The sequence below is a fragment of the Clostridiales bacterium FE2011 genome, assembly GCA_017569305.1.
Classification (GTDB): domain Bacteria; phylum Bacillota; class Clostridia; order Christensenellales; family Aristaeellaceae; genus Aristaeella.
The window spans coordinates 1626973-1653350 of sequence record CP069418.1 but is presented as its reverse complement, the minus strand read 5'-3'; the positions used below and the strand labels follow the sequence as shown (position 1 = coordinate 1653350).

Annotated in this window: 22 protein-coding genes and 2 pseudogenes; 22 read left to right on the top strand and 2 right to left on the bottom strand. The window is 55.2% G+C overall.

What is annotated here, in order from left to right; all coding sequences use genetic code 11:
• Positions 1 to 67 precede the first annotated feature (67 nt).
• The 21 genes and pseudogenes from JRC49_07650 (at position 68) to JRC49_07550 (ending at position 23177) form a co-directional block, all read left to right on the top strand.
• Positions 68 to 2830: a leucine-rich repeat protein gene (locus JRC49_07650; GenBank protein QTE72659.1), complete on the top strand. Its 2763-nt coding sequence runs from the start codon at positions 68 to 70 to the stop codon at positions 2828 to 2830.
• Positions 2831 to 3074: 244 nt separating this feature from the next.
• Entirely contained in the window at positions 3075 to 3959 is an 885-nt protein-coding gene (gene rfbA / locus JRC49_07645) for a glucose-1-phosphate thymidylyltransferase RfbA (protein QTE72658.1), read from the top strand.
• A 73-nt stretch (positions 3960 to 4032) separates the two neighbouring features.
• A complete protein-coding gene (gene rfbC / locus JRC49_07640) occupies positions 4033 to 4596 on the top strand; it encodes a dTDP-4-dehydrorhamnose 3,5-epimerase (protein QTE72657.1) in 564 nt (187 codons plus the stop codon).
• 4 nt (positions 4597 to 4600) lie between these two features.
• Positions 4601 to 5620 (top strand): dTDP-glucose 4,6-dehydratase, encoded by a 1020-nt coding sequence (rfbB, locus tag JRC49_07635; protein ID QTE72656.1) that lies wholly within the window; start codon positions 4601 to 4603, stop codon positions 5618 to 5620.
• Between the two features lie 46 nt (positions 5621 to 5666).
• On the top strand, positions 5667 to 6935 hold the full coding sequence (locus JRC49_07630; protein ID QTE72655.1) for a glycosyltransferase family 4 protein: 1269 nt from the start codon (positions 5667 to 5669) through the stop codon (positions 6933 to 6935).
• A 13-nt stretch (positions 6936 to 6948) separates the two neighbouring features.
• Complete coding sequence (locus JRC49_07625; GenBank protein ID QTE72654.1) at positions 6949 to 7497, top strand: hypothetical protein; 549 nt, start codon at positions 6949 to 6951, stop codon at positions 7495 to 7497.
• A complete protein-coding gene (locus JRC49_07620) occupies positions 7497 to 8225 on the top strand; it encodes a TrmH family RNA methyltransferase (GenBank protein ID QTE72653.1) in 729 nt (242 codons plus the stop codon). Before JRC49_07625 ends, JRC49_07620 begins: the two co-directional genes overlap by 1 nt.
• 260 nt (positions 8226 to 8485) lie before the next feature.
• Positions 8486 to 9580, top strand: coding sequence for a GntR family transcriptional regulator (locus JRC49_07615; protein ID QTE72652.1), 1095 nt, complete (start codon positions 8486 to 8488; stop codon positions 9578 to 9580).
• A complete protein-coding gene (gene rlmH, locus JRC49_07610; GenBank protein ID QTE72651.1) occupies positions 9577 to 10059 on the top strand; it encodes a 23S rRNA (pseudouridine(1915)-N(3))-methyltransferase RlmH in 483 nt (160 codons plus the stop codon). The genes JRC49_07615 and rlmH overlap by 4 nt, the downstream gene beginning before the upstream one ends.
• 81 nt (positions 10060 to 10140) lie before the next feature.
• Complete coding sequence (locus JRC49_07605; GenBank protein QTE72650.1) at positions 10141 to 10611, top strand: ribonuclease; 471 nt, start codon at positions 10141 to 10143, stop codon at positions 10609 to 10611.
• 41 nt (positions 10612 to 10652) lie between these two features.
• Positions 10653 to 12608: a peptidoglycan-binding protein gene (locus JRC49_07600; protein QTE72649.1), complete on the top strand. Its 1956-nt coding sequence runs from the start codon at positions 10653 to 10655 to the stop codon at positions 12606 to 12608.
• Between the two features lie 110 nt (positions 12609 to 12718).
• On the top strand, positions 12719 to 13930 hold the full coding sequence (locus tag JRC49_07595) for a caspase family protein (GenBank protein QTE72648.1): 1212 nt from the start codon (positions 12719 to 12721) through the stop codon (positions 13928 to 13930).
• Between the two features lie 115 nt (positions 13931 to 14045).
• Complete coding sequence (locus tag JRC49_07590) at positions 14046 to 14888, top strand: Mrp/NBP35 family ATP-binding protein (protein QTE72647.1); 843 nt, start codon at positions 14046 to 14048, stop codon at positions 14886 to 14888.
• A gap of 148 nt (positions 14889 to 15036) precedes the next feature.
• Complete coding sequence (locus tag JRC49_07585) at positions 15037 to 16230, top strand: hypothetical protein (GenBank protein ID QTE72646.1); 1194 nt, start codon at positions 15037 to 15039, stop codon at positions 16228 to 16230.
• Positions 16231 to 16287: 57 nt separating this feature from the next.
• Positions 16288 to 16649: pseudogene (locus JRC49_07580) on the top strand (four helix bundle protein).
• Between the two features lie 102 nt (positions 16650 to 16751).
• Positions 16752 to 17780, top strand: coding sequence for a phosphate acyltransferase PlsX (gene plsX, locus JRC49_07575; GenBank protein QTE72645.1), 1029 nt, complete (start codon positions 16752 to 16754; stop codon positions 17778 to 17780).
• Between the two features lie 59 nt (positions 17781 to 17839).
• Entirely contained in the window at positions 17840 to 18070 is a 231-nt protein-coding gene (locus JRC49_07570; GenBank protein QTE72644.1) for an acyl carrier protein, read from the top strand.
• Positions 18071 to 18083: 13 nt separating this feature from the next.
• A complete protein-coding gene (rnc, locus tag JRC49_07565; GenBank protein QTE72643.1) occupies positions 18084 to 18740 on the top strand; it encodes a ribonuclease III in 657 nt (218 codons plus the stop codon).
• Positions 18741 to 18926: 186 nt separating this feature from the next.
• Positions 18927 to 20390 (top strand): alpha-N-arabinofuranosidase, encoded by a 1464-nt coding sequence (locus JRC49_07560; GenBank protein ID QTE72642.1) that lies wholly within the window; start codon positions 18927 to 18929, stop codon positions 20388 to 20390.
• A pseudogene (locus tag JRC49_07555) lies at positions 20387 to 20596 on the top strand (hypothetical protein). Before JRC49_07560 ends, JRC49_07555 begins: the two are co-directional and overlap by 4 nt.
• A 349-nt stretch (positions 20597 to 20945) precedes the next feature.
• Complete coding sequence (locus tag JRC49_07550; protein ID QTE72641.1) at positions 20946 to 23177, top strand: peptidoglycan-binding protein; 2232 nt, start codon at positions 20946 to 20948, stop codon at positions 23175 to 23177.
• Positions 23178 to 23283: 106 nt separating this feature from the next.
• Here the strand turns inward: JRC49_07550 and JRC49_07545 are convergent, their stop codons facing one another.
• Together JRC49_07545 and JRC49_07540 are read right to left on the bottom strand one after the other, a co-directional pair.
• Entirely contained in the window at positions 23284 to 24465 is a 1182-nt protein-coding gene (locus JRC49_07545; GenBank protein QTE72640.1) for a L,D-transpeptidase, read from the bottom strand.
• A 59-nt stretch (positions 24466 to 24524) separates the two neighbouring features.
• Complete coding sequence (locus tag JRC49_07540; GenBank protein ID QTE72639.1) at positions 24525 to 25529, bottom strand: aspartate--ammonia ligase; 1005 nt, start codon at positions 25527 to 25529, stop codon at positions 24525 to 24527.
• A 235-nt stretch (positions 25530 to 25764) separates the two neighbouring features.
• Here JRC49_07540 and JRC49_07535 point away from each other — a divergent pair, with 235 nt between their 5' ends.
• Entirely contained in the window at positions 25765 to 26340 is a 576-nt protein-coding gene (locus JRC49_07535) for an aminoacyl-tRNA hydrolase (GenBank protein QTE72638.1), read from the top strand.
• The last annotated feature ends 38 nt before the right edge of the window (positions 26341 to 26378 follow it).

The window sequence follows — 26378 nt, the reverse complement described above, 5'->3', positions numbered from 1 at the left end:
GAGAAACACAATGGCAATCCGGAGTCCATCCGAGAATTAACATGGATTAGGGAAAGGAAAGAATGACATGAAGAAACTGGCTTTGTTCCTGGCGCTGTGCCTGCTGGTGAGCAGCATCGTGCCTGCCGTTGCCGAGGAAGCCGAAGTGGTTCCCGCGGCTGAAGAAGTCGTTACAGAAGCCGCTCCTGTGGAAGAAGCTGCTCCTGCTGAGGAAGCTGCCCCTGCCGAGGAAGCTGCCCCTGCTGAAGAGGCCGCTCCCGCTGAGGAAGCCGCTCCTGCCGAAGAGGCCGCTCCCGCTGAAGAAGCTGCCCCTGCCGAAGAAGCTGCTCCCGCTGAGGAAGCCGCTCCTGCTGAAGAAGCCGCTCCCGCTGAGGAAGCTGCTCCTGTTGAAGAAGCCAAGAAAGAGTCCATGACGAGGAAGCTCGCCAATGGTACCGTGCTGTATGCGGACAAGGAACTGACCAACGAGATCGGCGTCCTGGACGGCGATGCGCTGGTAATCCTGACCGCTGTGGAAGAAAAGGCCGCCAGCATCCGTTATGCCGTGAAGGAAAACGGAGCCAAGACGGTTAAGACTGCCTGGGTGAAGGCTGAAGCCCTGAAGGACGCCGGCGACGCCGATCTGCAGGAAACCGAGCTGAAGGCCGTTGCCTTTGTGGAAACCGCTCCCGCTGAGGAAGCCGCTCCGGCTGAAGAAGCTGCTCCCGCTGAGGAAGAAGCTGCTCCTGCTGAAGAAGAAGCTGCTCCCGCTGAGGAAGAAGCTGCTCCCGCTGAGGAAGAAGCCGCTCCTGCTGAAGAAGAAGCCGCTCCCGCTGAGGAAGAAGCCGCTCCCGCTGAAGAAGAAGCCGCTCCTGCCGAGGAAGAAGCTGCTCCCGCTGAGGAAGCCGCTCCTGCTGAAGAAGAAGCTGCTCCCGCTGAAGAAGAAGCTGCTCCTGCTGAGAAAGAGGCCGCTCCCGCTGAAGAAGAAGCCGCTCCCGCCGAAGAAGTAGCTGCTCCCGCTGAGGAAGCCGCTCCTGTTGAGGAAGCTGCTCCTGCCGCTGAGGAAGCTGCCCCTGCCGAGGAGGCTGCTCCCGCTGAGGAAGCCGCTCCTGCTGAAGAAGCCGCTCCCGTTGAAGAAGTTCCCGCTGAAGAAGAACTGAGCACCGCTGCTGTGTCTGACTACGTGATCCGTGCCGATGGTACGATCATCCAGTACAACGGCACCTCCACCGCTATCACCCTGCCGCTGCAGGACAAGGACGGCAATCCCGTGAAGCGGCTGAGCGAAGCTGTGTTCGCCAACAATACAACCATCCTGAGCGTTACCCTGCCGAACAACATCGCGCTGGATGACGGTGCATTCCGTAACTGCACCAGCCTGCTGAGCGTCAGTATGCACAACAGCATTACTGAGATTTCCGCCGAGTGCTTCGAAGGCTGCACCAGCCTGCAGAGCGTTTCCTGGCCGGAAAACCTGGAGACCATCGGTCATGACGCTTTCAGCGGCTGTACCGCTCTGACCGGTGTACCTACCGGTACCAAACTGAAGACCCTGGGCGACAACGCCTTCAAGGGCTGCACCAAGCTGACCTATGCTGACCTGCCCACCACGCTGGAGACCATCGGCCAGGGCGCCTTTGCCGGCTGCACCGCGCTGAAGGAGATCATCATCCCCAGCTCCGTGAAGACCATGGGCAACCGGGCGTTTGAAGGCTGCTCCGGCGCCACCAAGCTGGAACTGCCCACCACCCTGACTGAAATCAACAACTACTGCTTCAGCGGCTGCAGCGGCCTGACGGAGATCAAGATCCCCGAAGGTGTTGTGGAAATCGGCCGTGAGGCTTTCAATGGCTGCGCTTCCGCCAAGATGATCCGTCTGCCCCAGAGCCTGGTCCAGATTGGTAACAACGCATTCTCCGGACGTCCCGCTTCCGGCTGGATCCTCTGGGAGAAATGCCAGGGCAAGGATAAGGTGTATCTCGGAACGGATGCGCTGGGCACCTCCGGTTACCTGATGGCGCCGATTGGTTCCGCGGCTGAAGAATACGCCAAGACCCACAAGAACATTGTTTTCTGCAATACCAAGATCAAGGATTTCGTGACCCGCTGCTATGACAAGATCCTGGGCCGTGCTCCCGATGAAGCCGGTATGCTCGACTGGTGCAGCCAGATTGCTTCCGGCAAGAAGGGCGGCAGCGCAATCGTTCAGGCCTTCATCGGCAGTCAGGAATTCATCAATAAGAAGTATAGTGATGAACAGGTTGTTAAGATCCTGTACCAGGCTATGCTGGGCCGCGAAGCGGATACCAACGGCTTCAATGACTGGATGAAGATGCTGAAGACCGGCGTGACATATGATTCTATTATCTATGGTTTCACTGGTTCTCAGGAATTCATCAAGCTGTGCAGCGACTACAGCATGACTCCCGGAACCATCACCCTGAGCAAGGCTCGGGATAAGAACTGGGGCCTGACTGCTTATGTAAGCCGTATGTACACCGAATGCCTCGGCCGTGCATATGACGTGAACGGCCTGGAGAACTGGTGCCAGCAGGTGCTGACCAACCGGATCAACGTTGTGGATGTTGCGAGAGGCTTCTTCTTCTCCAAGGAATTTGTGGACAAGAAGCTGAGCGATACCGAATATGTGCATCGCCTGTATCGGACCATGTTCGGCCGTGACGAGGATGCCGCCGGTATGCTGAACTGGATGAGCGCTCTGAACCAGAAGAAGACCCGTGAATTTGTCTTCGAAGGCTTCACCGGTTCCGCTGAGTTCAAGGCCCTGGTTGAATCCTATGGCCTGAAGCTTCCGGATCCCAAGGCTACTACCAAGAAAAAGAAAAAGTAATTGATTCCTGAAACGGAATACGAGGCCGGCAGCCAACAGGCTGTCGGCCTTTTATCGTTGAAAAAGAAGGCGGAAAGCGGTAAAATTATATATAATTCAGAATTCATAATTCAGAATTCAGAATTTAGGTAGATATCAATACGGCTGGAATAAAGATATGATTATAGGTATCTATAGCAGAAAGATACCTATGGGCAAAATTGCCTACAGCCTATAATACCGAAAGCAAAAGGAGGGAAAAGGCATGAAGGGAATTATCCTGGCGGGCGGAGCGGGAACAAGACTGTATCCGCTGACGATGGTCACATCCAAACAGCTGCTTCCGGTGTATGACAAGCCGATGATCTATTATCCGTTGAGCACGCTGATGCTGGCGGGGATCCGGGATATCCTGATCATCTCCACCCCGGAGGATACGCCGCGCTTTGAACACCTGCTGGGAGACGGCAATCCTTTCGGTATCCGGCTGCAGTATACGGTGCAGCCCTCTCCGGACGGCCTGGCCCAGGCGTTCCTGCTGGGTGAGGAATTTATTGGCGACGATGCCTGCGCGATGGTGTTGGGAGACAACATTTTCTACGGCAACGGATTCAGGAAGGTACTGAAGGCAGCCGTTGAGGATGCGGAGGCCGGACGGGCGACTATTTTCGGTTATTATGTTCACGATCCGGAACGGTTCGGCATTGTGGAGTTTGATGAAAACGGCAAGGTGCTTTCTGTGGAGGAAAAGCCGAAGAATCCGAAGAGCAACTACAGCATCACAGGCTTGTATTTCTATCCCAAGGGAGTCTCCGCCAAGGCGCATGAGGTGAAACCCAGCGCCCGGGGCGAGCTGGAAATCACCACGCTGAATGATATGTACCTGCAGGAAGGCAGGCTGGATGCCCAGCGGCTGGGCCGGGGCTTCGCCTGGCTGGATACCGGAACCATGGACAGCCTGCTGGAAGCGGCGGACTTTGTGCAGATGATCCAGAAGCGGCAGAGCATTGTGATTTCCGCACCGGAAGAGATTGCGTATATCAACGGATGGATTGATAAGGCAAAGATGCTGGAGAGTGCGGAAAAGTACGGAAAGAGTCCTTACGGCGCACACCTGCGGGCGGTGGCTGAAGGGAAAGTTATGTACTGACGTACAATGAAGAATGAAAATGAAGAATTAAGAATTATATATTCTGAAATCTGACAGTAATTGGAGCTTATTGATGAAAAAGATTGAAACAGAACTGCCGGGAGTATACATCATTGAGCCGGAGGTGCGTGGAGACGCACGGGGATACTTTATGGAGGTGTGGAGCACCCGGAACTTTGAGGAGCTGGGACTGCACTACGACTTTGTGCAGGACAACCAGAGCTTTTCCTCCCAGAAAGGAATCCTGCGGGGCCTTCACTTCCAGAACGCCCCGATGGCACAGGCCAAGCTGGTACGGGTGAACCGTGGCGCGGTGATGGATGTGGCGGTGGATCTCCGGAAAGGAAGCCCGACCTACAAGCAGTGGATCGCGGTGGAGCTGAGTGAGGAAAACCGCCGGATGCTGATGATTCCCCGGGGCTTTGGCCACGGCTTCAAGGCGCTGACGGACAATGTGGAGTTCTGCTACAAGGTAGACAATCTGTACAGTGCGGAATGCGACCGGGGCATCCGGTATAATGACCCGACTATCGGGGTGGACTGGGGCAAAGTGAGAACAGACCTGCTGAGCCGGAAGGACACGACATCTCCGCTGCTGGATGACAGTGACTGCAATTTTGTGTACGGGGAGGTTTGAACCCATGACGATTATCGTAACCGGCGGCGCCGGATTCATCGGAAGCAATTTCGTTTTTCACATGCTGAACAAGTATCCGGATTACCGGATTATCTGCCTGGACAAGCTGACCTACGCGGGCAACCTGTCCACGCTGAAAGGCGTGATGGACAATCCGCAGTTCCGGTTTGTGAAGGCGGACATCTGTGACCGGGAAGCAGTGCAGCAGCTGTTTGAGGAAGAACATCCGGACATCGTGGTGAACTTCGCGGCGGAAAGCCATGTGGACCGCAGCATTGAAGATCCGGACGTCTTCCTGCGGACGAATATCATGGGTACGGCAACGCTGATGAATGCCTGCCGGAAATACGGCATTACCCGGTACCATCAGGTGAGCACGGACGAAGTCTACGGCGACCTGCCGCTGGACCGGCCGGACCTGCTGTTCACAGAAGAGACGCCGATCCATACCAGCAGCCCCTATTCCAGCTCCAAGGCCGGTGCTGACCTGCTGGTGATGGCCTACTACCGGACATACGGGCTGCCCTGCACGATCAGCCGGTGCAGCAATAACTACGGTCCCTATCACTTCCCGGAGAAACTGATTCCCCTGATGATCGCTAACGCGCTGAATGATAAGTCCCTGCCGGTATACGGCGAGGGAAAGAATGTACGCGACTGGCTGTATGTGGAGGATCACTGCAAGGCCATCGACCTGATTATCCATAAAGGCCGGGTGGGCGAAGTGTACAACATCGGCGGACACAACGAGATGGCGAACATCGATATTGTGAAGCTGATCTGCAAGGAACTGGGCAAGCCGGAAAGCCTGATCACCTACGTGAAGGACCGGAAGGGCCACGATATGCGCTATGCCATCGATCCCACGAAGATCCATAACGAGCTGGGCTGGCTGCCGGAGACGAAGTTTGCCGACGGTATCAAGAAGACAATCAAGTGGTATCTGGACAACCGTGAATGGTGGGAAGAGATCGTGAACGGGGAATACCAGAACTACTATGAGAAAATGTACGGCAACCGGTAAGAGCCAATGAACAATTAATCATTCATTGTGAATTGAGGACTGTTGAATGGATATTAAGACGCTGATGAACCGGGCGAAAACACGGATCCGGTACTGGCTGATTTCGGATCTGTGGATCAAGAAGCTGGTTCCGGCCAGGATCCGTCATCTGTTTTCCAATAAAGTGATTGACGCGCTGGAGACGCATACGGACGTTCCGATGCCGTATATTGCAGGAAAGTATCCGAAGGGAATCAACCTGTATGGATTCTTCAAAGCGGAAAACGGACTGGCGCAGGGTGTGAAGATGTATGCCCGGGCGCTGGAGGAAAGCAATGTTCCGCATACCTTGCTGAACACTGATTTCCTGGACTGGCTGCCGCAGAACGATACGACGTTTGATGACAGGCTGACAACAGAAAACAAATACGCGGTGAACGTGATCCATATCAATCCGGATCAGTGGCAGGAAGCCTGCGGCATGTTCCCGCGGGATCATTTCAACGGACACTATAATATTGGCGTATGGCTGTGGGAACTGGAGCAGATTCCGGACCGGTGGATTCCGATGATTGACTATGTGGATGAAGTCTGGACTCCGTCGGAATTCATTGCGGGAGCGATGCGGAAAGCAACGGATAAGCCGGTAACCGTCATTCCCTACGGCATGGAAACGCCCTATGACGAAACATTGACGAGGGCGGATTTCGGCCTGAGTGAAGAGGATTTCCTGGTGCTGACGATGTATGACAGTAACAGCTATGCCAGCCGGAAGAATCCGGGAGCTGCGATCGATGCCTTCCGGGAAGCTTACGGAGACAATCCGGGGAACGTGAAGCTGGTGATCAAGATCAGCAATCCGAAACCGGAAGATATTGATTTTGTTGAGAAGAAGCTGGTGCCGGGAAGCTACATCCTGATGACGGAACGGCTGGAAAGAAAACAGCTGAACAGCCTGATCCGCCTGTGTGACGTGTTCCTCAGCCTGCATCGGAGTGAGGGCTTCGGGCTGGTAATGGCGGAAGCCATGAACCTGGGTACAGCTGCGGTGGCGACGGGTTGGTCCGCAAACGCGGAGTTTATGCCGGACGGCGCAGCCTGTAACGTCAGCTGCCGACAGATTCCCGTGGGAGATGCTTACCAGGATGCGCCGGAAGGATTGACCTGGGCGGACGCGGATGTGCACGAAGCGGCAGATTACCTGCGGCGATTGAAGGATGAACCGGCATACCGGGAGGAGATCACCCGGGTCGGACAGGCCTACATCCGGGAAGCGCTGAGCACGAAGAAGTGCGCGGAGAGAATCGAAAAGCGGCTGGATGAAATCATAAACTAATACATCATTCTGAATGAATACGACGAGGGGAGCGGGTCTGTTGTTTGCGTACTGTCTGTTCTGCGTGACGCAGCGATGCAAGGTGATTGCGCAGCTGATGGAAGTACAGGGAGCAAGCCGGGCATTCTCTCCCCAGATTATCCGGAAACAGCGGAAGCAGGGTGAAAACATTGAACGCTGTTTTGACCTGCTGCCGGGATATGTGTTTATCTACAGCGAGGAGCGTCTGACAGACTATAAGAAATTTTCCGGGATCAACGGTATCGTGCGCCGGGTCGGCAAACAGGATGACGGATACGAGCTGCAAGGCCCGGACCTTGACTTTGCGATGCGGCTGCTGGAAAAAGACGGGGTGGTCAGCTCGATGAAAATTTGCCGCCTCGGGGATGAGGTGACCCTGGAAGACCCGCTGTTCAGCGGCTGCCAGGGTCAGGTGACCGAGATTGATTACCGGAAAGAGCGGGCAAAGGTGGAGTTTATGTTTGATCAGAACAGCTGCAGCACCTGGATCTCGGTGGAAGACGTAAAACATCTGCATAAGACCGGAGAGGAGCAGACATAATGCCATCATTATCTGCGTATAAGAGCGCACTGGATTACAGCTACGCACCGGGAATCTTTCCCAGCATGGAATGCCTGATGCACCGGCCGGAGAAAACACGGCGGGTACTGATCCATTCTTCCGCCGCGGGACGGGAAGGAACGGACAGGCTGCGTGCACTGGCGGATAAAGCCGGAGTACGGGTGGAGGAAGCCGACCGCGTACTGGCCCGGATCAGCGGGAAGGAAAACTGCTACGCGGCAGCCGTGTTTGAAAAGTTTGAGGACGCACCGGATCCGGAAAAGCCCCATGTGGTGCTGCATAACCCGGGAGACAGCGGAAACGTGGGGACGATCCTGCGGACGGCACTGGGACTTGGGATTGAAGACGTGGCGCTGATCCGCCCCTGTGTGGATCTGTTTGATCCGAAAACAGTCCGGGCGAGCATGGGCAGTCTGTTCCAGCTCCGGGTGAAGGTGTACGACCGGTTTGAGGAGTACCGGGAAGCATTCCCGGACAGGGCACTGTTCCCATTTATGCTGGACGCGTCTGTGCCGCTGCAGGAAGCGGTGAAAACCCGGCCGGAGAAATGGACCCTGATCTTCGGAAACGAAGGAAAAGGCCTGCCGAAAGAATTTGCGGCGTATGGCCAGGCGGTACGGATTGAAAGCAACGAGAAAGTGGACTCGCTGAACCTGGGAATTGCGGCGGGGATTGGGATTTATGAATTCATTATGCATGATGCATAATGAATTCATAAATTAGTGAATACTTAAAACTTAAAACTTAAGACTTAAAACTTAAGACTTAAAAATGTCACCCGCAAGCGGGTGAAAGGACCCGTTCCGGAGTGATCCGGAACGGGTTTTTTGTGTTTGTGTGGGAGATAGTTACATGCTTTCAGGGGATGAGTCCAAAAATGTCCGTACCTTTTTACGAAGATGTATTGAATTTTACAGATTTGTCTGGTATTATAGGAACAACATAATGGGGAAAGGATGTGTTCATAGTGGCGGATCAGCCCAAATATCTGCAGGTTGCGGACGTTCTGCGCAGAGAGATCGCGGAAGGCGTTTTTCGTGACGGACAGACTCTGATGACAGAGGAGGAGCTGCGTTTCCGTTTTAATGTGTCTCGCCAGACCATTCGTCAGGCAATTGCACTGCTGGAGGAGGACGGTCTGGTGGACCGGCGCCGTGGCAGCGGTACTTACGTGCGCCACGGACCCCGCAGGAGGATGCAGGGTACTGTTCATGTAGGCGTAATCACGTCCTATATTACTGACTATATTTTCCCGTCCATCGTGTCGGGTATTGAATCCGTGCTGAGCGAGAACGGCGTGGTGATGAACCTGAGCGCCACCTACAACGACAGCAAGACGGAACGGAGCATCCTGGAGCGCATGCTGGACGGCCAGGTGGACGGCCTGATCGTGGAAGGCGTGCAGACTGCCCGGGAGACGGAGAACGAGGATCTGTACCGCCGCCTGGCGGAACGGAACATCCCGGTTCTGTTCATGAACGCTTATTATCCCGGCATGACGAATGTGCCCCACGTGGTGATGGACGACTACGGCGGAGGACGTACCGCGGCGCGTGAAGTGCTGAGCCGCGGATACCGGAAGCCGGGCGGAATGTTCAAGGTGGACGATATCCAGGGCAAGGAACGGCTGAGAGGCTTCCTGGATGAAATGCAGAGCGAAGGCGTCATCATTCCCGATGAGCACCTGCTGCTGTTCGGCACCAACGAACGCATGTCCTGGCAGATCAATCCGGAAGGCACCAGGTTCATTGAGCGGCTGAAGAACCACGAAATGGACTGCATGACCTGCTACAACGACGTGTTTGCCGTCAGCCTGATGAACCGCCTGACCCAGGAAGGCATGAAGCTGCCGGATGAGATGGGCTTCATCGGATTTGACAACACGGCCTATGCTGAAATGGCCACACCGAAGCTGACCACGCTCGGCCATCCGAAGGAAGCCTTCGGTTCCCTGGCGGCGGAAAAGCTGCTGCGGATGATCGACGGTGAGCGGGAACGCAGTGTGAACATGGCCTGGACCCTGGTTGAACGAGACAGCCTGCCCCGGGTGGAGCGGCTGTGAGCACGCAGATTCTCTGCGTCGGGAAGATGAAGGACAAGCCGTACCGGCTGATGGCGGATGAATACCTGAAGCGTCTGAGCCGGTACGGGAAGTACGAGGAATGCGAGGTTCCGGATCTGCCGGAACCCGCCTCCGGTTCTTCCGCGGCGCTGGAGGAGCAGCTGAAGACAAAGGAAGGGGAAGCCCTTCTGGCAAAAATCCGGCCGGGAGACCGGGTGATTGCGCTGACAATCGGGGGAAAACTGCGTTCATCTGAGGAACTGGCGAAACACCTGGCGGAACTGAAAACCGGCGGTGTGAGCAGCCTGGTGTTTGTGATCGGCGGCAGCCTGGGACTGGGCAAAAATGTGCTGGCCCGGGCAGACGAGGAAATGTCCATGAGTCCGATGACTTTTCCGCACCGGCTCGCCAGAGTCATGCTTCTGGAGCAACTCTATCGTGCGGAGAAGATCAACGCAAACGAACGCTATCATAAATAAATTTATGAAGCGGATCGGAGAGGTTCAGTTATGAGCAGACGAAACAGAATTGTCCGGCTATTCGTTCTGTTATTAACAGCAATGCTGCTGCTGAGCAGCTGCACGGCGAATGCGCTGGAAACGGCGAAGAAGAAAAAGAATACTGCGGCGCCGCAGGTGACGGCTGCCGTGGAAACACCCACGGCCGTGCCGGAACCCACCGCGACTCCCGGCCCGATGGATGAGGCACAACGGATTGCGGACTACATCTTTGAGCACGGAGAGCTGCCGGACAACTTTATCACGAAAAAACAGGCCCAGGCTCTCGGCTGGGACAGCATGTATAACTATGTAAGCGACATAGCGCCGGGTAAGAGCATCGGCGGAGACTATTTCGGAAACTATGAACAGAAACTGCCGGTTGTGAAAGGCCGGAAGTATTATGAAGCGGACTGCTTTTACAAGGGCGGAAAGCGAAACGCGTACCGGATCATCTATTCGACAGACGGACACGTATGGTACACGGAAGACCACTATAACACTTTTATTGAATTATTTCCCACAAAGGAATGATATACCGAATCCCTATCAGCTATAAGGAGGCGAGAGGGAAGATGAAAAGAAATCTGAAGATTATCGGACTGGCGGCTGTGCTGGCGCTATGCCTGCTGCTGACGGGCTGCTATCAGCCGCCGGACGAAGTAAATAACGGCGGACAGTCGGGGACGACTTCCACACCTTTTTTCAAGACAATCGAACCGTCGCCGACGATCCAGGTGACGCCGGATACGATCCCCGTGGACGTGCAGAATACCATTGGAATCAATAACGGGCAGGGAACTGCCCAGCCGACGCAGACACCTGGTACTGATAACGGATGGGGCAACTGGGGAGTGGAACCGACAGCAAGCGTAACGCCGATTCCTGACGTGGTTGTGCTGAATCCTTCCACAACGCAGGGAAGCATCCTCACGACGGACGGAACATTCACCGCTATCCCGGTTACGCCGACACCCACGCCGGCGCCGGTGACCCCTACGCCTACACCGAAGAGCCTGCAGCGCGGCTTTACCGGCAGCGACGCGGTGCGCGCGGTGCAGAAACGGCTGAAGGAACTGGGCTATTATAAGGGATCTGCAGACGGCGATTTCGGTCCGGCAACAGAAGAGGCCGTGAAGGCGTTCCAGAAGGCAAACGGCCTGACCGCGGACGGCAAGGTCGGCGAGAAGACCCTGGCCAAGATGAACGGAACAAGCGCGGTAAGCGCGAAGGAAGCCAGTTCCGGCACCGGTACCGGGAAGACAACGGCCAAGCCCACAACCAAAGTGACCAATACGCCCAAACCTACGGCAACCCCGGATCTGACGAAGGATATCTACCTGGAGCGGGGATCCAAGGGCAAAAAGGTGGAGACGATGCAGCGCCGGCTGATCGAGCTGGGCTGGCTGAGCGGCTCCGTGACGGGTAATTATGACGAAACGACAGAAGCAGCAGTAAGTGCCTTCCAGAAGAAGGCCAAGCTGTGGGTGGACGGCAAAGCTGGTCCGGATACGCTGAAAAAACTGTATTCTTCCGACGCTCCGCGAACTTCAACGCCGATTTCCAGCAAACGGGAAACGCTGGAGATGGGTAGTGAGGGCAGCGAAGTGAAACAGCTGCAGCAGAAGCTGAAAGATCTGAATTATCTCAGCGGCAGCGCGGACGGTAAATTTGGCGTGGCGACAGAAGCTGCCGTAAAGGCATTCCAGAAAAACAACAACCTGACCGCGGACGGTAAGGCCGGTACCGCAACGCTGAACAAACTGTACAGTGGTACGGCAAAAGCCTCTTCCGGAACCCAGATCAACCTGGACAGCGTGGGCAGCAATACTTCCGGACGGGACACTTCCGGTATTTCTTCCACGGGCTATATCACGCTGGAGGACGGCAGCTCCGGAGATCAGGTTAAAACGCTCCAGAAGCGACTGAAGGACCTGGGATATTATGATGGCAGTGTGGACGGCAATTACGGCGACGGTACCAAGTCGGCTGTGATCGCCTTCCAGCAGCGGAACAACCTGAAAGCGGACGGCAAGGCCGGTCCCGCCACGCAGCGAGTGCTGTACGGGAGCAAGTCCAATATTACCTACGGCTCCATGCGGCAGGGTGAAGAAAGTTCCGCGGTGAAGAACCTGCAGTATACGCTGTATGAGCTGGACTATTATGACGGAGCGATCGACGGCAAATACGGCCAGACGACCGCGGACGCGGTGCGGGCGTTCCAGATCCAGAACAATATCACGCCGGTGGACGGCGTGGCAGGCAGCAAGACCCTGAGCGTGCTGTATTCTTCTGACGCACTCCCCGCGACGGCTGCAAATCCGAATTACGGAACAGTGCAGTACGGAGACACGGGACTGCTGGTGCAGGAAGTGCAGGGCTGCCTGATTGATCTTGGCTACCTGAACGAAATGACAGGCGTGTATGATGACGCGACGGTTGCCGCAGTGAAGGCGTTCCAGGGCGCGAACGGGCTGACACAGGACGGCAAGTGCGGGAAAAACACGCTGCAGGTTCTGTTCGGATACTGAGAAGCTGAACAGGGATCTGAACCAATCATTAATCATGAATGATTTAATCTCAGAATACTGTTGACGTACCGGATTGTCCAGGCGGGCAATCCGGTACATGAGTGGAAGGAATGAAGAAGAAATTACTCTGCTTTTTCCTCTGCGTGCTTCTGCTTCCGCTGGGAGTGATGAAGAGCGCGGGAGGAGACGGCGTGACCAGATGCCTGCTGATCGGGTGCGACCGGTTTGTATCAATGCCGGATACGGAGCCTGCCAGTGCCAACAACGTGGAAACGATGGGGGCGCTGCTGAAGGATTTCCTTCCGGGAGAAGTCAGGATACAACGGTATGTAAACGGACCGGGGACTGTCGAGGGTTTTGAACGGCTGGTGGCGGACACCTTTCGGGACGCGAACGACGCGGACACGGCTCTGGTTTACCTGAGCACCCACGGTTTGCTGAAGGAGGAGTCGGGCGAGGAACGGGTGGAATTCCTGCTTTCGGACGGTGAGAGCGAGGAATTCCTTGAACCGGAAAAGCTGAAGCAGGTTCTGGATAAGATACCTGGAGATAAGACGCTGATCCTGGACACCTGCCATTCCGGCGCGGTGATCGGCTGCGGCGGAAACAGCGTGAATTGGTTTGATGACGGATCATGCCGGGTGCTGACTTCCAGCGGCGCACTGGAGGACAGCTGGTTCTGGAGTACAACAGAGGATATATACAGGGGAACGGGATACTTTACTTCAGCCATGGACTGTGCACTGCGGTCCAGTGATTTTGATCAGATTGACCCGGATGGCGACGGAAAGGTCAGCCTCGGGGAACTGACTTTGCGGCTGCGGGCGATTCACGGAGCCAGTACGGTTTACTGCTGGCCGGAGAACAGCGATGCCCCCCTGTTCCGTATGATAGATGACCGGAAACCGACAAACCGCTTCAGGGCCGTTTGTTTTGATCCGCTTGAACCGCAGGATCAAAAAGTTGTGCAAACAATGCATTTCCGGATAGAGGAAAATATGCGGCTGGAGTACCATGCAATCCCCAGCTATAACGGGGCATGGGATTTTGAACATACTGTGAGCAGAAAAGATACTGAAAAAGACGGATTGATCCGTATGATGAAGGTGGGCGAAAAACAGAAAACGATCCGTAATCCCCGAACGCACTTTGGTAAGGACGGCCGGATCCTGCTGCAGTTGATTTCCACGAAAGTGGACGGATCGGCTCCCATCGTGGAAGCAGGGAAAGTGATGAGCCTGGAAGAACTGGACAGCCTCTATCAGGACGGCGAACTGATCCAGGAAGAAACAGGCGGACAGACGGAAGAGGAAGAATCATAAGCCGGATGGTTCTGATCTGTTTTTTACCGGATGGGTCATGGACAATTGATGGTTTATCATGCATAATATATCGGTTGAATCCCTTTATGAAGAACGAAGACTGAGGTGAAATGTCATGTCTGAATGCACGCACGACTGTTCCAGCTGCGGGGCGGATTGCGCATCCCGCAATAAGCCGGAAAGCCTGCTGGAAGCACAGAACGCGTTCAGCAATGTAAAAAAGGTGATTGCCGTGGTAAGCGGCAAGGGCGGCGTGGGCAAGAGCCTGGTTACCAGCCTGCTGGCTGTGCTGACAAAGCGCAACGGCCACAGCACCGCGGTGCTGGATGCTGATATCACGGGCCCGTCCATCCCGAAGATTTTCGGTATCCGCGAAAAGGCGATGGGTACGGAAGACGGGATCCTGCCGGTGGAAAGCCGCACGGGCGTAAAGCTGATGAGCGTGAACCTGCTGCTGGAAAACGATACGGATCCGGTGATCTGGCGCGGCGCGCTGATCGCGGGAACGGTAAAACAGTTCTGGACCGACGTCCTCTGGGGCGATGTGGACTACATGTTTGTGGATATGCCTCCGGGAACCGGTGACGTGCCGCTGACCGTGTTCCAGAGCCTGCCGGTGGACGGTATCATTATCGTGACCAGCCCCCAGGAACTGGTTGGCATGATCGTGGAAAAGGCCGCCAAGATGGCGAAGATGATGAACATTCCGGTGTTGGGCCTGGTGGAAAACATGAGCTGGATCGGCTGCCCGGACTGCGGAAAGAAGATCTTCCCCTTCGGCGAAAGCCAGACCGCGAAGGTGGCGCTGGAAGAAGGTATCCCGCTGCTGGCTCAGCTGCCCATTGATCCGGCGGTGGCCAAGGAATGCGATACCGGCGTGATCGAGCTGTTCAATGAAGACTGGATGGATCCGGTCATCAGCGCAGTTGAGAACTGCCCAAAACGAATTCAGAATTAAGAATTCAGAATTCAGAATTATTTCCGGTGATTATAAAGCCTGATTAATGTCAGGTTGACGGTGTTCTGACAGATTTGCAGAGCGGAGTCAGTATCCGGAATTATGAATTATGAATTGTGAATTATGAATTTAACGAGGAACGAGGATAATGGCAAGAGGGAACCAGAACATTAACGACCAGCTGTTCCGGACACGCGGCAGAAACGCCGCGGAAAGCCGGGAAAGCCAGGAAGAGATCCGGCGGCGGCAGATTCGCAGCTGGATTATCCTGGTGAGCGTTGCGCTGGCTGTGGTGCTGGGAATTCATTTTCTGGGCCGGTACGGTAAGGGCAAAGAGATCAGTATGGCCAAACTGCCCTGCTATGCAAACCAGAACGTGACGCCCTTCCGGGACGGACTCGTCTACTATGACGGCGTGTCCATCCATCACCTGTCTTCCTCCGGAACGATCCGCTGGAGTTTTCCGGCGGGAAGCGACGTGAAGTTTACCGTCGGACCGACGCATATGGCGATCTGGTCCGGTACGCAGCTGTTCCTGGTGGATAAAAACGGAAACGCGACCTATAACGAGAGCATGGAAGCCAAGGTTCAGCTCGCCCGTGTGGGCGAACGGTTTGCCGCGGTGGTTATAGGCGAGGAAGATACAGAACCGAAACTGATCGTGAAGGATCTGAAGGGCGCCCAGGTGGACCAGGAACAGGAAGCCTACAGCGGCCTGATGATCCTGGATGCCGGATTCTACGGAGAACAGGGTGAATACCTGTGGACGCTGGCGCTGGACGTTTTCGGTACCGCACCGAATACGGTGATGAACACCTTCCAGGTCGGTAAGATGAATTACCGGGAGGTTTCCCTGGGTGAATCCCTGACCTATAAGGTGATTTATGAGAATGCCCGGCTGCGGGTGTTTACCACCCAGCAGGTGTACACTTACGACTACAAGGGCACGCAGGACACAAACAGCACGATGCTGGTATACGGATGGAAGCTGATTGACGCGGACATTCCGGATCGCGGACGTGCCAAGCTGCTGCTGGCCCCGACCAGCCAGACCTCCAGCGCACAGCTGATTTCTGAACTGCGGGTACTGGAAGGCATGAACGACAAGCGGTACACGCTGCCGACCACCTGCGTGGGCGCAAGCATCCACAAGGGCAACATCTACGCGATCTCCGAAGATTATATCTACCGGGCGGACATGTCCAGCCAGCGGTTCTTCGGATATCAGATTCCCGCGCCGGAAGGGGTTAAAATCACCGCTTTCTACGGAATCACGGATGACGGCCGGATGCTGCTTGCTTCGGGTGAAACCATGTACTCACTGACCTTACCTGAAAGGTAAAAAGCAAATTCAGAATTCAGAATTAAGAATTCAGAATTAAAGGTTATGGAGGCGACGATGAAAGATAGCAATCCGGTTGTTCAGAAGAGCAAGGCTTTTGCTATCAGAATTATTCGTCTCTACCAGCACCTGACAGTAGAAAGAAAGAGTTTATCCTTTCAAAGCAGGTGATCAGAAGTGGTACAAGCATTGGCGCTAACAACAGAGAAAGTGTAAGAGCCCAGAGTACAGCTGACTTCCTGGCCAAGATGCAGATTTCACTTAAGGAAGCGGATGAAACACAGTATTGGTTGGAGTTGCTGAAGGAAACGGATTATATTTCCGGTAAGGCAGCAGATAGTCTGATTGCTGATTGTGAAGAGATCATTCGATTGGTTGCAGCGATCGTAAAAACCTCGAAGGAGAATCAGCAGCAGTAATAATTCTGAATTCTGAATTCTTAATTCTGAATTATTACGAATACCGGGTTAGGAATAGCAGTATAATACAGTTGGAAATTCAACATTCGGAGGCGTTCAATCATGACGATCTATGTTGACGCGATGGGCGGAGACCTGGCACCGGAAGCACCGGTAAAAGGCGCACTGAGAGCACTGCGGCAGTATCCACATCTGACCATCATCCTGGCAGGCAAGCTGGATGAAGTCAAGCCTTTCCTGGGCGACTATGAAGACGTGAAGGACCGGCTGATCCTGGAGGAAGAGCCGGAAGTGATTACGAACCACGAGAGCCCGGTGATGGGTGTGCGCAAGAAGGTCAACAGCGCCACCGTGCAGGGGATGCTGAAGGTGCGCAGCGGCGAAGCGGACGGCTTTGTATCCGCCGGCTCCACCGGAGCGACGCTGGCCGGCGGTATGTTCCGCCTGGGCCGGATTCCCGGCATTGAACGGCCTGCCCTGGCACCGCTGATGCCCAACGGACGGGGTCATTTCCTGCTGATTGACTGCGGCGCCAATGTGGACTGCAAACCGGAGTACCTGGTGCAGTTCGGTATCATGGGCGACGCCTATATGCGGGGCGTGATGGGAATGAAGAATCCCCGGATCGGCCTGGTGAATATCGGCGCGGAAGCTGAAAAAGGCAACAAGCTGGTGAAGGAAACCTATCCGCTGATGGAGAAGGCTCCCTACAACTTCATCGGCAACGTGGAAGCCCGGGACGTTCCGCTGGATCAGGCGGACGTGTGCGTAACGGACGGCTTCGGCGGCAACCTGATCCTGAAGTATACCGAAGGCCTGGCCAGCGCGCTGCTGGGTACGATCAAACATGAACTGATGGCGGATACCCGCGGCAAGATTGCCGGACTGATCGCAAAGCCTGCCTTTAAGCGGGTGAAGAAAACCATGAGCTCTGACGAAATCGGCGGCGCACCGCTGCTGGGCGTACAGGGCGCGGTGATCAAGGCGCACGGATCCAGCAATGACTACGCGTTCTGCAGTGCAATCAGCCAGTGCGTGAAGATGATTGACGGCAACGTTGTGAAGATCATCGAAGAGGGCGTTAAGAAGATGCTCGCTGAAAACAGCGAGGTATCTTCCAATGAAGAATGAGTATGTTCATCCGGGAAAACCGGTGTACATAAGGAGAAGAATTGAAGGAGGATCTGACAATGGATTTTGAAACCGTAAGAGACATGATCGCTGAACAGCTGAAGGTGGATGCCGCGGAGATCAAGCCCGAAAGCCGGCTGATGGAAGATCTGAAGGCCGACAGCGCAAACATCATGGTTATGATCATGGACATGGAAGACCGGTTTGGCATCACGGTGGAAGACGATCAGATCATGAAGCTGAAGACCGTCGGTGACGTGGCCGAATATATCGCCAAGGTGAAGGGCTGAGAACAGCAAGATCATGCTTGATCAGGTAATGAAAGCCCTGGGGTACACATTCCGCGACGAAGCATTGCTTCGCCGCGCTTTGACGCACCCGTCCATGGGGAAAAATGACAACCAGCGGCTTGAATTTCTGGGAGACGCGGTGCTCCAGTACCTGATGAGCGACGCGCTGTATCAGGCTCATCCGGATGAGCGGGAAGGCGCGCTGACCCACCGGCGGGCGCTGCTGGTCTGTGAAGCCGCATTGAGCCCCATTGCGAAAAAACTGGGGCTGGGTGAGGCACTGATCATGGATCGGGGCGAAGAACTGACCGGCGGCAGGGAAAAACCGAGCGTACTGTGCGACACCATGGAGGCGGTACTGGCCGCAGTCTATCTGGACGGCGGCATGGAAGCTGCCCGCGGTGTTGTGGAACGCTGCTGGCCGGAAGAGGGCGAGGTTTCCCGTCCGCTGCAGGATGCCAAGGGCGCCCTGCAGGAAGTGCTTCAGAAAGACGGGGGAGACGCTCCCACCTACGAGATTACCGGACAGAGCGGCCCGCCCCATGCACCGGTGTTCCGTGCTACGGTATACCGGTATGGGAAAGCCCTGGCTGAAGGTGAGGGTAAAACCAAAAAGCAGGCGGAACAGGCCGCGGCGCTTGCAGCGCTACAACAAATTCAGAATTCATAATTCAGAATTCAGAATTAACGGTTTCACGGTGTAAAGGATAAACCACTTCGCGATGAGTGTCATCCTGACCAAGGCCGGAGGCCGCGTGGAAGGATCTCCTCCGGGGGCCTAAACCTTCACCTGATTGGAACACCCTCAGCAAGGAAATCAAACCAATTTATATTTCTGAATTAATATGGAGGGACCATGGCTAAGATCAGTCTGGACCGGAACCGGTCCAAGGGAACCATATCCAGGTATATCTACGGTTCTTTTGCCGAGCATCTGGGCCGCTGTATTTACGGCGGCATTTATGTGGGCAAAGACAGCCCTATCCCGAATGTGAACGGCATGCGTAAAGATGTGGTCGAGGCCATGAAGAACCTGAGAATGCCGGTACTGCGCTGGCCGGGCGGCTGCTTTGCCGATGAATATCACTGGCGCGACGGTATCGGTGAACAGCAGGACCGGAAACGCATGGTGAATACTCACTGGGGCGGCGTGGTGGAAGATAACAGCTTCGGCACGCACGAGTTCATGGAGCTTTGCCGTCAGGTTGGCTGCGAACCGTATATCACGGGAAATGTGGGCAGCGGCACGGTGAAGGAAATGAGCGAGTGGGTGGAATACCTGAACTCCGACGGTGACAGCACCGTGGTGCAGGAACGGTGGAAGAACGGACAGAAGGAAGCCTGGGGTGTGCGCTACTGGGGCGTCGGCAATGAAAGCTGGGGCTGCGGCGGCAACATGCGGGCGGAATACTACACCGATGAATACCGCCGATTCCAGACCTACTGCAGGCAGTACGGCGACAACAAGCTGTATAAAATCGCCTGTGGTCCTTCAGACGCGGACGTGAGTTGGACCGAAGTGCTGATGAAGAACGCGGCCAATATGATGGACGGTCTGAGCATGCACAGCTACACGATCCCCGGCGGATGGAACACCAAGAACCGGGCGACCGTGTTTTCCCAGGACGATTACTGGGAAACCCTGTTCTGCGCGGCGGATATTGACCGGAAGATTGGCCTGCACGCGGCAATCATGGATCGGTATGATCCGGAGAAACGGGTCGGCCTGATCGTTGACGAGTGGGGAACCTGGTTCCAGGTGGAACCGGATACGAACCCGGGCTTCCTGTATCAGCAGAATACGATGCGGGATGCGATGGTGGCGGCGGTGTCGCTGGACATCTTCAACAAGCGCTGTGACCGGGTACATATGGCCAATATCGCCCAGACGGTAAACGTGCTGCAGGCGATCATCCTGACCGAAGGCGACCAGATGGTGCTGACGCCCACGTATCATGTGTTTGACCTGTACAAAGAGCACATGGACGCCAAGGAACTGGACTGCTATGTGGAAGCGGAGCAGACCGGTACTGAGAAGTATCCGATGCCTTCTGTGACGGCTTCCGCCTCCGAAAAGGATGGCCGGATTACGCTGACCGTGTCCAACCTGGAGCCGGAAAAGGCACAGGAGATTATTGTGAGCCTGAATGGGGAAGCCATCCGCGGCGCGGAGGGACGGATCCTGACCGGCAAGATGGACGAATATAACGACTTCGGCAAAAATACGCTGGCGGTGAAAGCGTTCTCCGACTTCGAAGTGAAGGACGGAGCACTGGTGATCCGGATGCCGGCGTGCGCCGTGGCAGAGATCAGACTGTGATAAGACCCTGCAGATGCCTGATCGGTGAAATGCCCGATGAGGCCGAACTGGCTGAGATTATCCGGGAGCGGATTGAGACGATCCCGGAGGAAGAGCGTACCCCTGAAAAGGAGTACGCTTTTCGTCTTTCCCGGTGCAGGGAGTGTGAGAGCCTGCAGCGGGGCACCTGCGGAAAGTGCGGCTGTTATGTGGAGATCCGGGCAGCGAGGAAATGGCAGGGGTGTCCTGATGTGCCTGCACAGTGGCAGGAATATCAGGACATAATGAATAATTAAAACTTAAAACTGAAAACTTAAAAATGAGGCGGCAGGAGTGTGACTGCGGGGACTGACAGTCTGTCACTGTTCTTGAAAAGAATGTGACTGAGTGTCTGTCCCCCTGTAATGCTCTTGCCGCTTCTAACGAGAAACATTTTTTTACCGCTTCAATTGTGAAGAAATATTACAGAAAAATGAATAACTCGTTGACATTATGTAACGTGTGAGATAGAATTATGATGTATACGAATGTGGGCGGGAGGATTATGCCCTTTTCCCGCCTGTGGGAGGTTATCGTATGTCTCAGCTGAGGATCCGCCTTCGTACGCTGATGGCGATTGTTGCTGCGCTGACGCTGCTTGTCTGCGCTGTTCCCGTGAGCGGTTTTACCGCGTCCGGATCAGAACAGACAACGGAAGAAGCACTGGAAACCGTCAGCAGCTATCCTTATACCACGAAGACGAAGGTGAAGGTGAATCTGCGGGCCAGCCGCTCTACCCGGAGCACGCTGCTGAAGAAGATTCCCGCGGACGCGGAGATCACGGTAAACGCTGTGAAAGGCTCCTGGGCCCAGGTGGAGTACAAGAAGTATTCCGGCTATGTGAAGACGGATTACATTGTGCTGAAGGAAGTCAAAAAGGTTAAGCCTACACCTACCCCCACACCGGTTGTGACACTGAGCCCGGCAGAAGACGCCGGCGGATATACCATCCTGCAGAAGGGTGCGGAAGGTGCGGAAGTAAGATCCCTGCAGGAAGCACTGATTGAGCTGGGCTTCCTGACCGGCAGCGCGGACGGAAAATTCGGAGCGAGCACGGAAAAAGCCGTTATTGCTTTCCAACAAAAGAATGACTATCCTGCCACAGGCATTATGGACGCGAATATCCAGGCCTTCCTGTATTCCGGCCAGCCGAAGAATGCATCCGGCACAAAGACCAGCATCAGAACCCTGAGCCCCGTGAAGGAAGTATCCATGAAGAAGGGCAACAAGGGCGCTGCTGTTACCGAACTGCAGCAGAAGCTGATTGAACTGGGCTACCTGAAGGGGACTCCTTCCGGAACCTATGATACTGATACCATCGGAGCAGTACGCTCCTTCCAGAAAAAGAACGGCCTGACCTCCAACGGAACAGCCGATGCCACTACCCGGGAACTGATCATGTCCGGTACCGCCTTGGGCGCGAAGGACACCGCGACCCCGACCGTGGCAATTACCCCCAGCCCTACGCCTACCATGGCGGTTCCCTCTGTATCCCTGAAGAACGGAGACAAGGGTGACGACGTGAAGCTGCTGCAGACGCGGCTGAAGGATCTGGGCTATTACAAGAGCAAAGTAGACGGCAAGATGGGCAAGGGAACCGTGAATGCCCTGAAGGAATTCCAGAAGGCCCACGGCCTGAAGGATGACGGCGTGGCCGGCCAGGCAACCTATGCGGTCCTGTTCACCGACAACGCGCTGAAGAAGGGCACAACACCGACTCCGATGCCTACTACCATTCCGACGCCCGCGCCGGAAGTGACCGCGACAGCCGATACTTCCGCCAGCTGGCCGACTCTGCGCAAGAATGATTCCGGAACCAACGTGGCTCAGCTTCAGGAAGCCCTGATCCAGCTGGGATACCTGTCCGGAAAAGCGGACGGCAACTACGGCGACAAGACTGTGAGCGCCGTGAAAGCCTTCCAGAAGGCAAATGGCCTGACCGCTGACGGTACTGCCGGCGAACAGACGCAGCGTGCCCTGTACGGCGGCAACGCGAAGGCGGCCAATGTGAGGACCACCGCTACCCCGAAGCCGGGAACCACAGCGGCGCCTGCAACAGACACCAGCGGAACGCTGAAGATCGGTTCCACCGGATCGGACGTTAAGACCCTGCAGCAGAAGCTGATTGAACTGGGCTACCTGAAGGGAACCGCGGACGGCGTGTTCGGAAAGCAGACTGCCTCCGCAGTCAAGGCTTACCAGAAGGCCAGCAACCTGACCGCGGACGGCGTCGCGGGCTCCCAGACCCTGAGCAGCCTGAGCAGCGTAGCCGCTGCCAACAACGCAGCCGCAAGCAACAAGACGACAACAACTACGAACCAGAAGACCACCGTAACGCCCAGCGCGGCCAAGGTGCAGTACGCAAACTGGTACGACAAGGTGAAGTCTGTGGCGCGGAATTATCCGTACGCGACGGTGTATGATTTTGCCACGGGCATCAGCTGGCAGGTTCATATCTTCTCCCTGGGCGCGCACGCGGACTATGAGCCCGTAACGGCGAACGACACCGCACGCATGGAAAAGGTATTCGGCGGAAACACCTGGAATCCGCGGGCTGTATGGGTAATCTTCTCCGACGGCAGCATCTACATCGGATCCACCCATTCCATGCCGCATGAAGTGCAGCACGTAAGGGACAACAACTTCGCCGGTCATTCCTGCCTGCACTTCCCGAGAACGCAGGAGCAGGTGAACTCCATCGGACCGTATGCCACAAAGCATCAGGAAACCATCGATGCAGGATGGGCAGCGACACAAAAGATGAAGTAATTCATCTTTTGTAATGAATAATGAAAACTTAAAACTTAAGAATACTATATAGTTAAGAGCCGCAAGCTTATGCTTGCGGCTCTGCTCTATCTTATGTTTTTTGAGATTATTGGCTCTTGCGGCTCTTGGAATTGAGCTCGTCGATCTTTTCCTTCCGGGGCATGGGAGCACAGGCGGGACAGGCGGTCAGTTTGTTATACGGTTTCTTGTCCAGTTCACCGTAGGTAAAGGCGGTCATGGGTTCGTATTTATCCTTGACCATCGTGCAGGTGGCCTGGGAATGATAGTTTGTTCCGCCGTTGGGATTATAGTACAGGATCAGGTCATCAGACGGATAACAGAGCTCCCGGTCCAGGTCATCCCAGATAATCACCTTGGTATAGGGCTTGCGGGAAAGATGATCCCAAAGCCATTTGGCGTTGACGCCTTCGGGCGTCAGCTGGCGCTGGACCCGGATGCAGCCGTGGCTGGCCTTCTCCCCGAGATAGCGTTCACACCGGGCATAGGACGTATAGGTTTCACCGGCTTTGTTGGTTTCCTGCCGGCTGGGCACTTCGTGGATCAGGATACCGCTGTTGATGCGTATGCCATAGGCACACCAGAGGGTTTCCGCCTGGAAACCGCCGACCCAGCTGACCATGAGGAATTCCCCGGCGGGAGTCTCGTGGAAGAGGTTGGCTTTGTTCTTCGCGAAACCGGTGGAGCACAGCAGGGTGCTGAAGAGCTTTCCTTCTTTAAAGACATAGAGCCGCTGCTGAAGCTTATCAACGACCAGGCCGTAGGTCTGGTCCACTTCTTCTGTTTTGAGACGGCTGGTTTTGACCCAGCCCTGGAAGTGCTCAGCAAAGACCTTGACGGCGGAGCCTTCCTCGGAAGAGGAATAGGCTTCAATCAGGGACCAGTCTCCTTCCTGTTGCAGGACGTGAACACCCTGGCTGGTGCAGGTGACCACACCCACATAGTCAGTGCATTTCTCATCCGGCTCGGCGAGGATACGTACCTGTTCCCGCTGCTTGCCGGTAAGCACTGTCACCGGCTGGGTGAGTACCTTCCAGATGGCTTCCTCATTCATACGGCCCATTTCCAGATTCCAGAAACACAGTTCATGGTCACATTTGACAGCACTGAGCTCATTGGGCGTATGGTAGAAGACATCCGTGGCGAGAAGGGTATCCTTCACGTCTGCGAGCTCTTCCCATTCCTCTTCCACATCTTCTGTCTCTTCGGCGAAGGACAGGCAGGGAAGAAGGAACAGGAAAACCAGGAGCAGGGACAGGAGTTTTTTCAATTTATCATTCATAATTCACCAGGGATTCCAGTCTAGGGCTGCCATAATACCTTTCAGCATTAAAGCAGCGGAATATTACCGTTGCGGCAGGCCTTGACGACTTCTTCCGGCCACATGCTGGCCTGAACCTCGCCGACGTGGGCCTTCCGGAGGAAGTAGACGCACATGCGGCTCTGTCCGATACCGCCGCCGATGGTCTGGGGCAGTTCACCAGCCAGCAGGGCCTTCTGGAAGGGCAGTTCCGCCCGTTCTTCACAGCCGCGGATCTTCAGCTGCTTGCGCAGGGTGTCCGGATCCACGCGGATACCCATGGAGGAAACCTCCAGGGAGATGTCCAGCAGGGGATCATAGAGCAGGATGTCGCCGTTCAGGTTCCAGTCGTCATAGTCCGGGGCACGGCCGTCATGGGGCTGGCCGCTGCGCAGGGCGCCGCCGACCTGCATAAGGAACACCGCACCGTATTTCTTTGCCGCGATATACTCGCGTTCCTTGGGCGTCTTGTCCGGATATTCATCTTCCAGCTGCTGGGTGGTGACGAAGGTGATGGCGTCCGGCAGTTCCGGCTTGATGTGGGGATAGTGGGCGCAGACAAAGCCCTCGGTCTTGCGGAGGGTCAGGTAGATGCGGTTGACAATGTCCCGCAGGAACTGCTCGTTCCGCTCGGAAGGGGCCATGATGCGCTCCCAGTCCCACTGGTCTACAAATATAGAATGAATATTATCGGTAATTTCATCCCGGCGGATAGCATTCATATCCGTATAAAGGCCTTCACCCACGGAAAAACCGTAGGTTTTAAGGGCCTGGCGCTTCCATTTGGCCAGGGAGTGAACAATTTCCACGGTGGCGCCGGTTTCCAGCACGTCGAAGGAAACGGGGCGTTCCACACCGTTCAGGTTATCATTCAGACCGCTTTCCGGCGTGACCATGATGGGCGCGGAAACGCGGGTGAGGTTCAGGGCTTTGGCCAGTTCCTGCTCGAAGAAGTCCTTAACGAGCTTGATGGCAATCTCTGTGTCGCGCAGATCCAGGACAGGGTTATAGTCCTTGGGGATAATGAGGTTCATGGAGAACCCCTCCTTCCGAAACATCTGTAAGATAATACAAAAGGATAACACCAAAAGCGTTAAAAAGAAAGTTTTCGGTATGTACTAATGGCTGGAAGCCCTATGCTGTTCTTGACATAAGCCCCTAAAAATGCAATGATATGAAACAGCGAAGGGGAGGGAATCTCTCACTTCGCCAATACCTTTTGCAGAAAACGCGATTCAGTATGAATGAAACAGTTTGGAGAAGACCAATATGGTAAAGACGTTACTCATTGTCGGCCTGGGAAATCCGGGGGAGAAGTATGCCCACACCCGCCATAACGCGGGCTATGAGGTGATGAGCCGGCTGGAAGAATATTACGGCGTGAAACTGCGCAAAAAGCTGTTTGTGCAGGACATGATCGCGGAAGTGACAGACGGGGAAACCAAGATTGTGCTGTGCGAGCCGTTGACCTTCATGAACCGGAGCGGCGAGTGCGTGAAACGCTTGCTGAACCGTTTCAAGGTGCCGCAGGAGAATTTGCTGGTGATCTATGACGATATCGACCTGCCTCCGGGAAAGGTACGGGTACGCAAGAACGGCGGCCCCGGAACGCATAACGGAATGCGGAGTATCGCATCCTGCCTTGGAAAGACGGATTTCCCGCGGATCCGGGTAGGAACGGGTGACCGGCCGGCGGGTCAGGATCTGGCAGCCTGGGTGCTTGGACACTGGAGCGCAGAAGACAAAGAAAAGATGGAAGCGGCCTTTGATAAGGCGGCGGAATGCGCGCGCCTATGGGTAAAGGAAGGCATTGATAAAGCGATGCAAAAAGGCAACAGTAATTAATTCAGAATTCAGAATTCAGAATTATTGGATGGACGTAA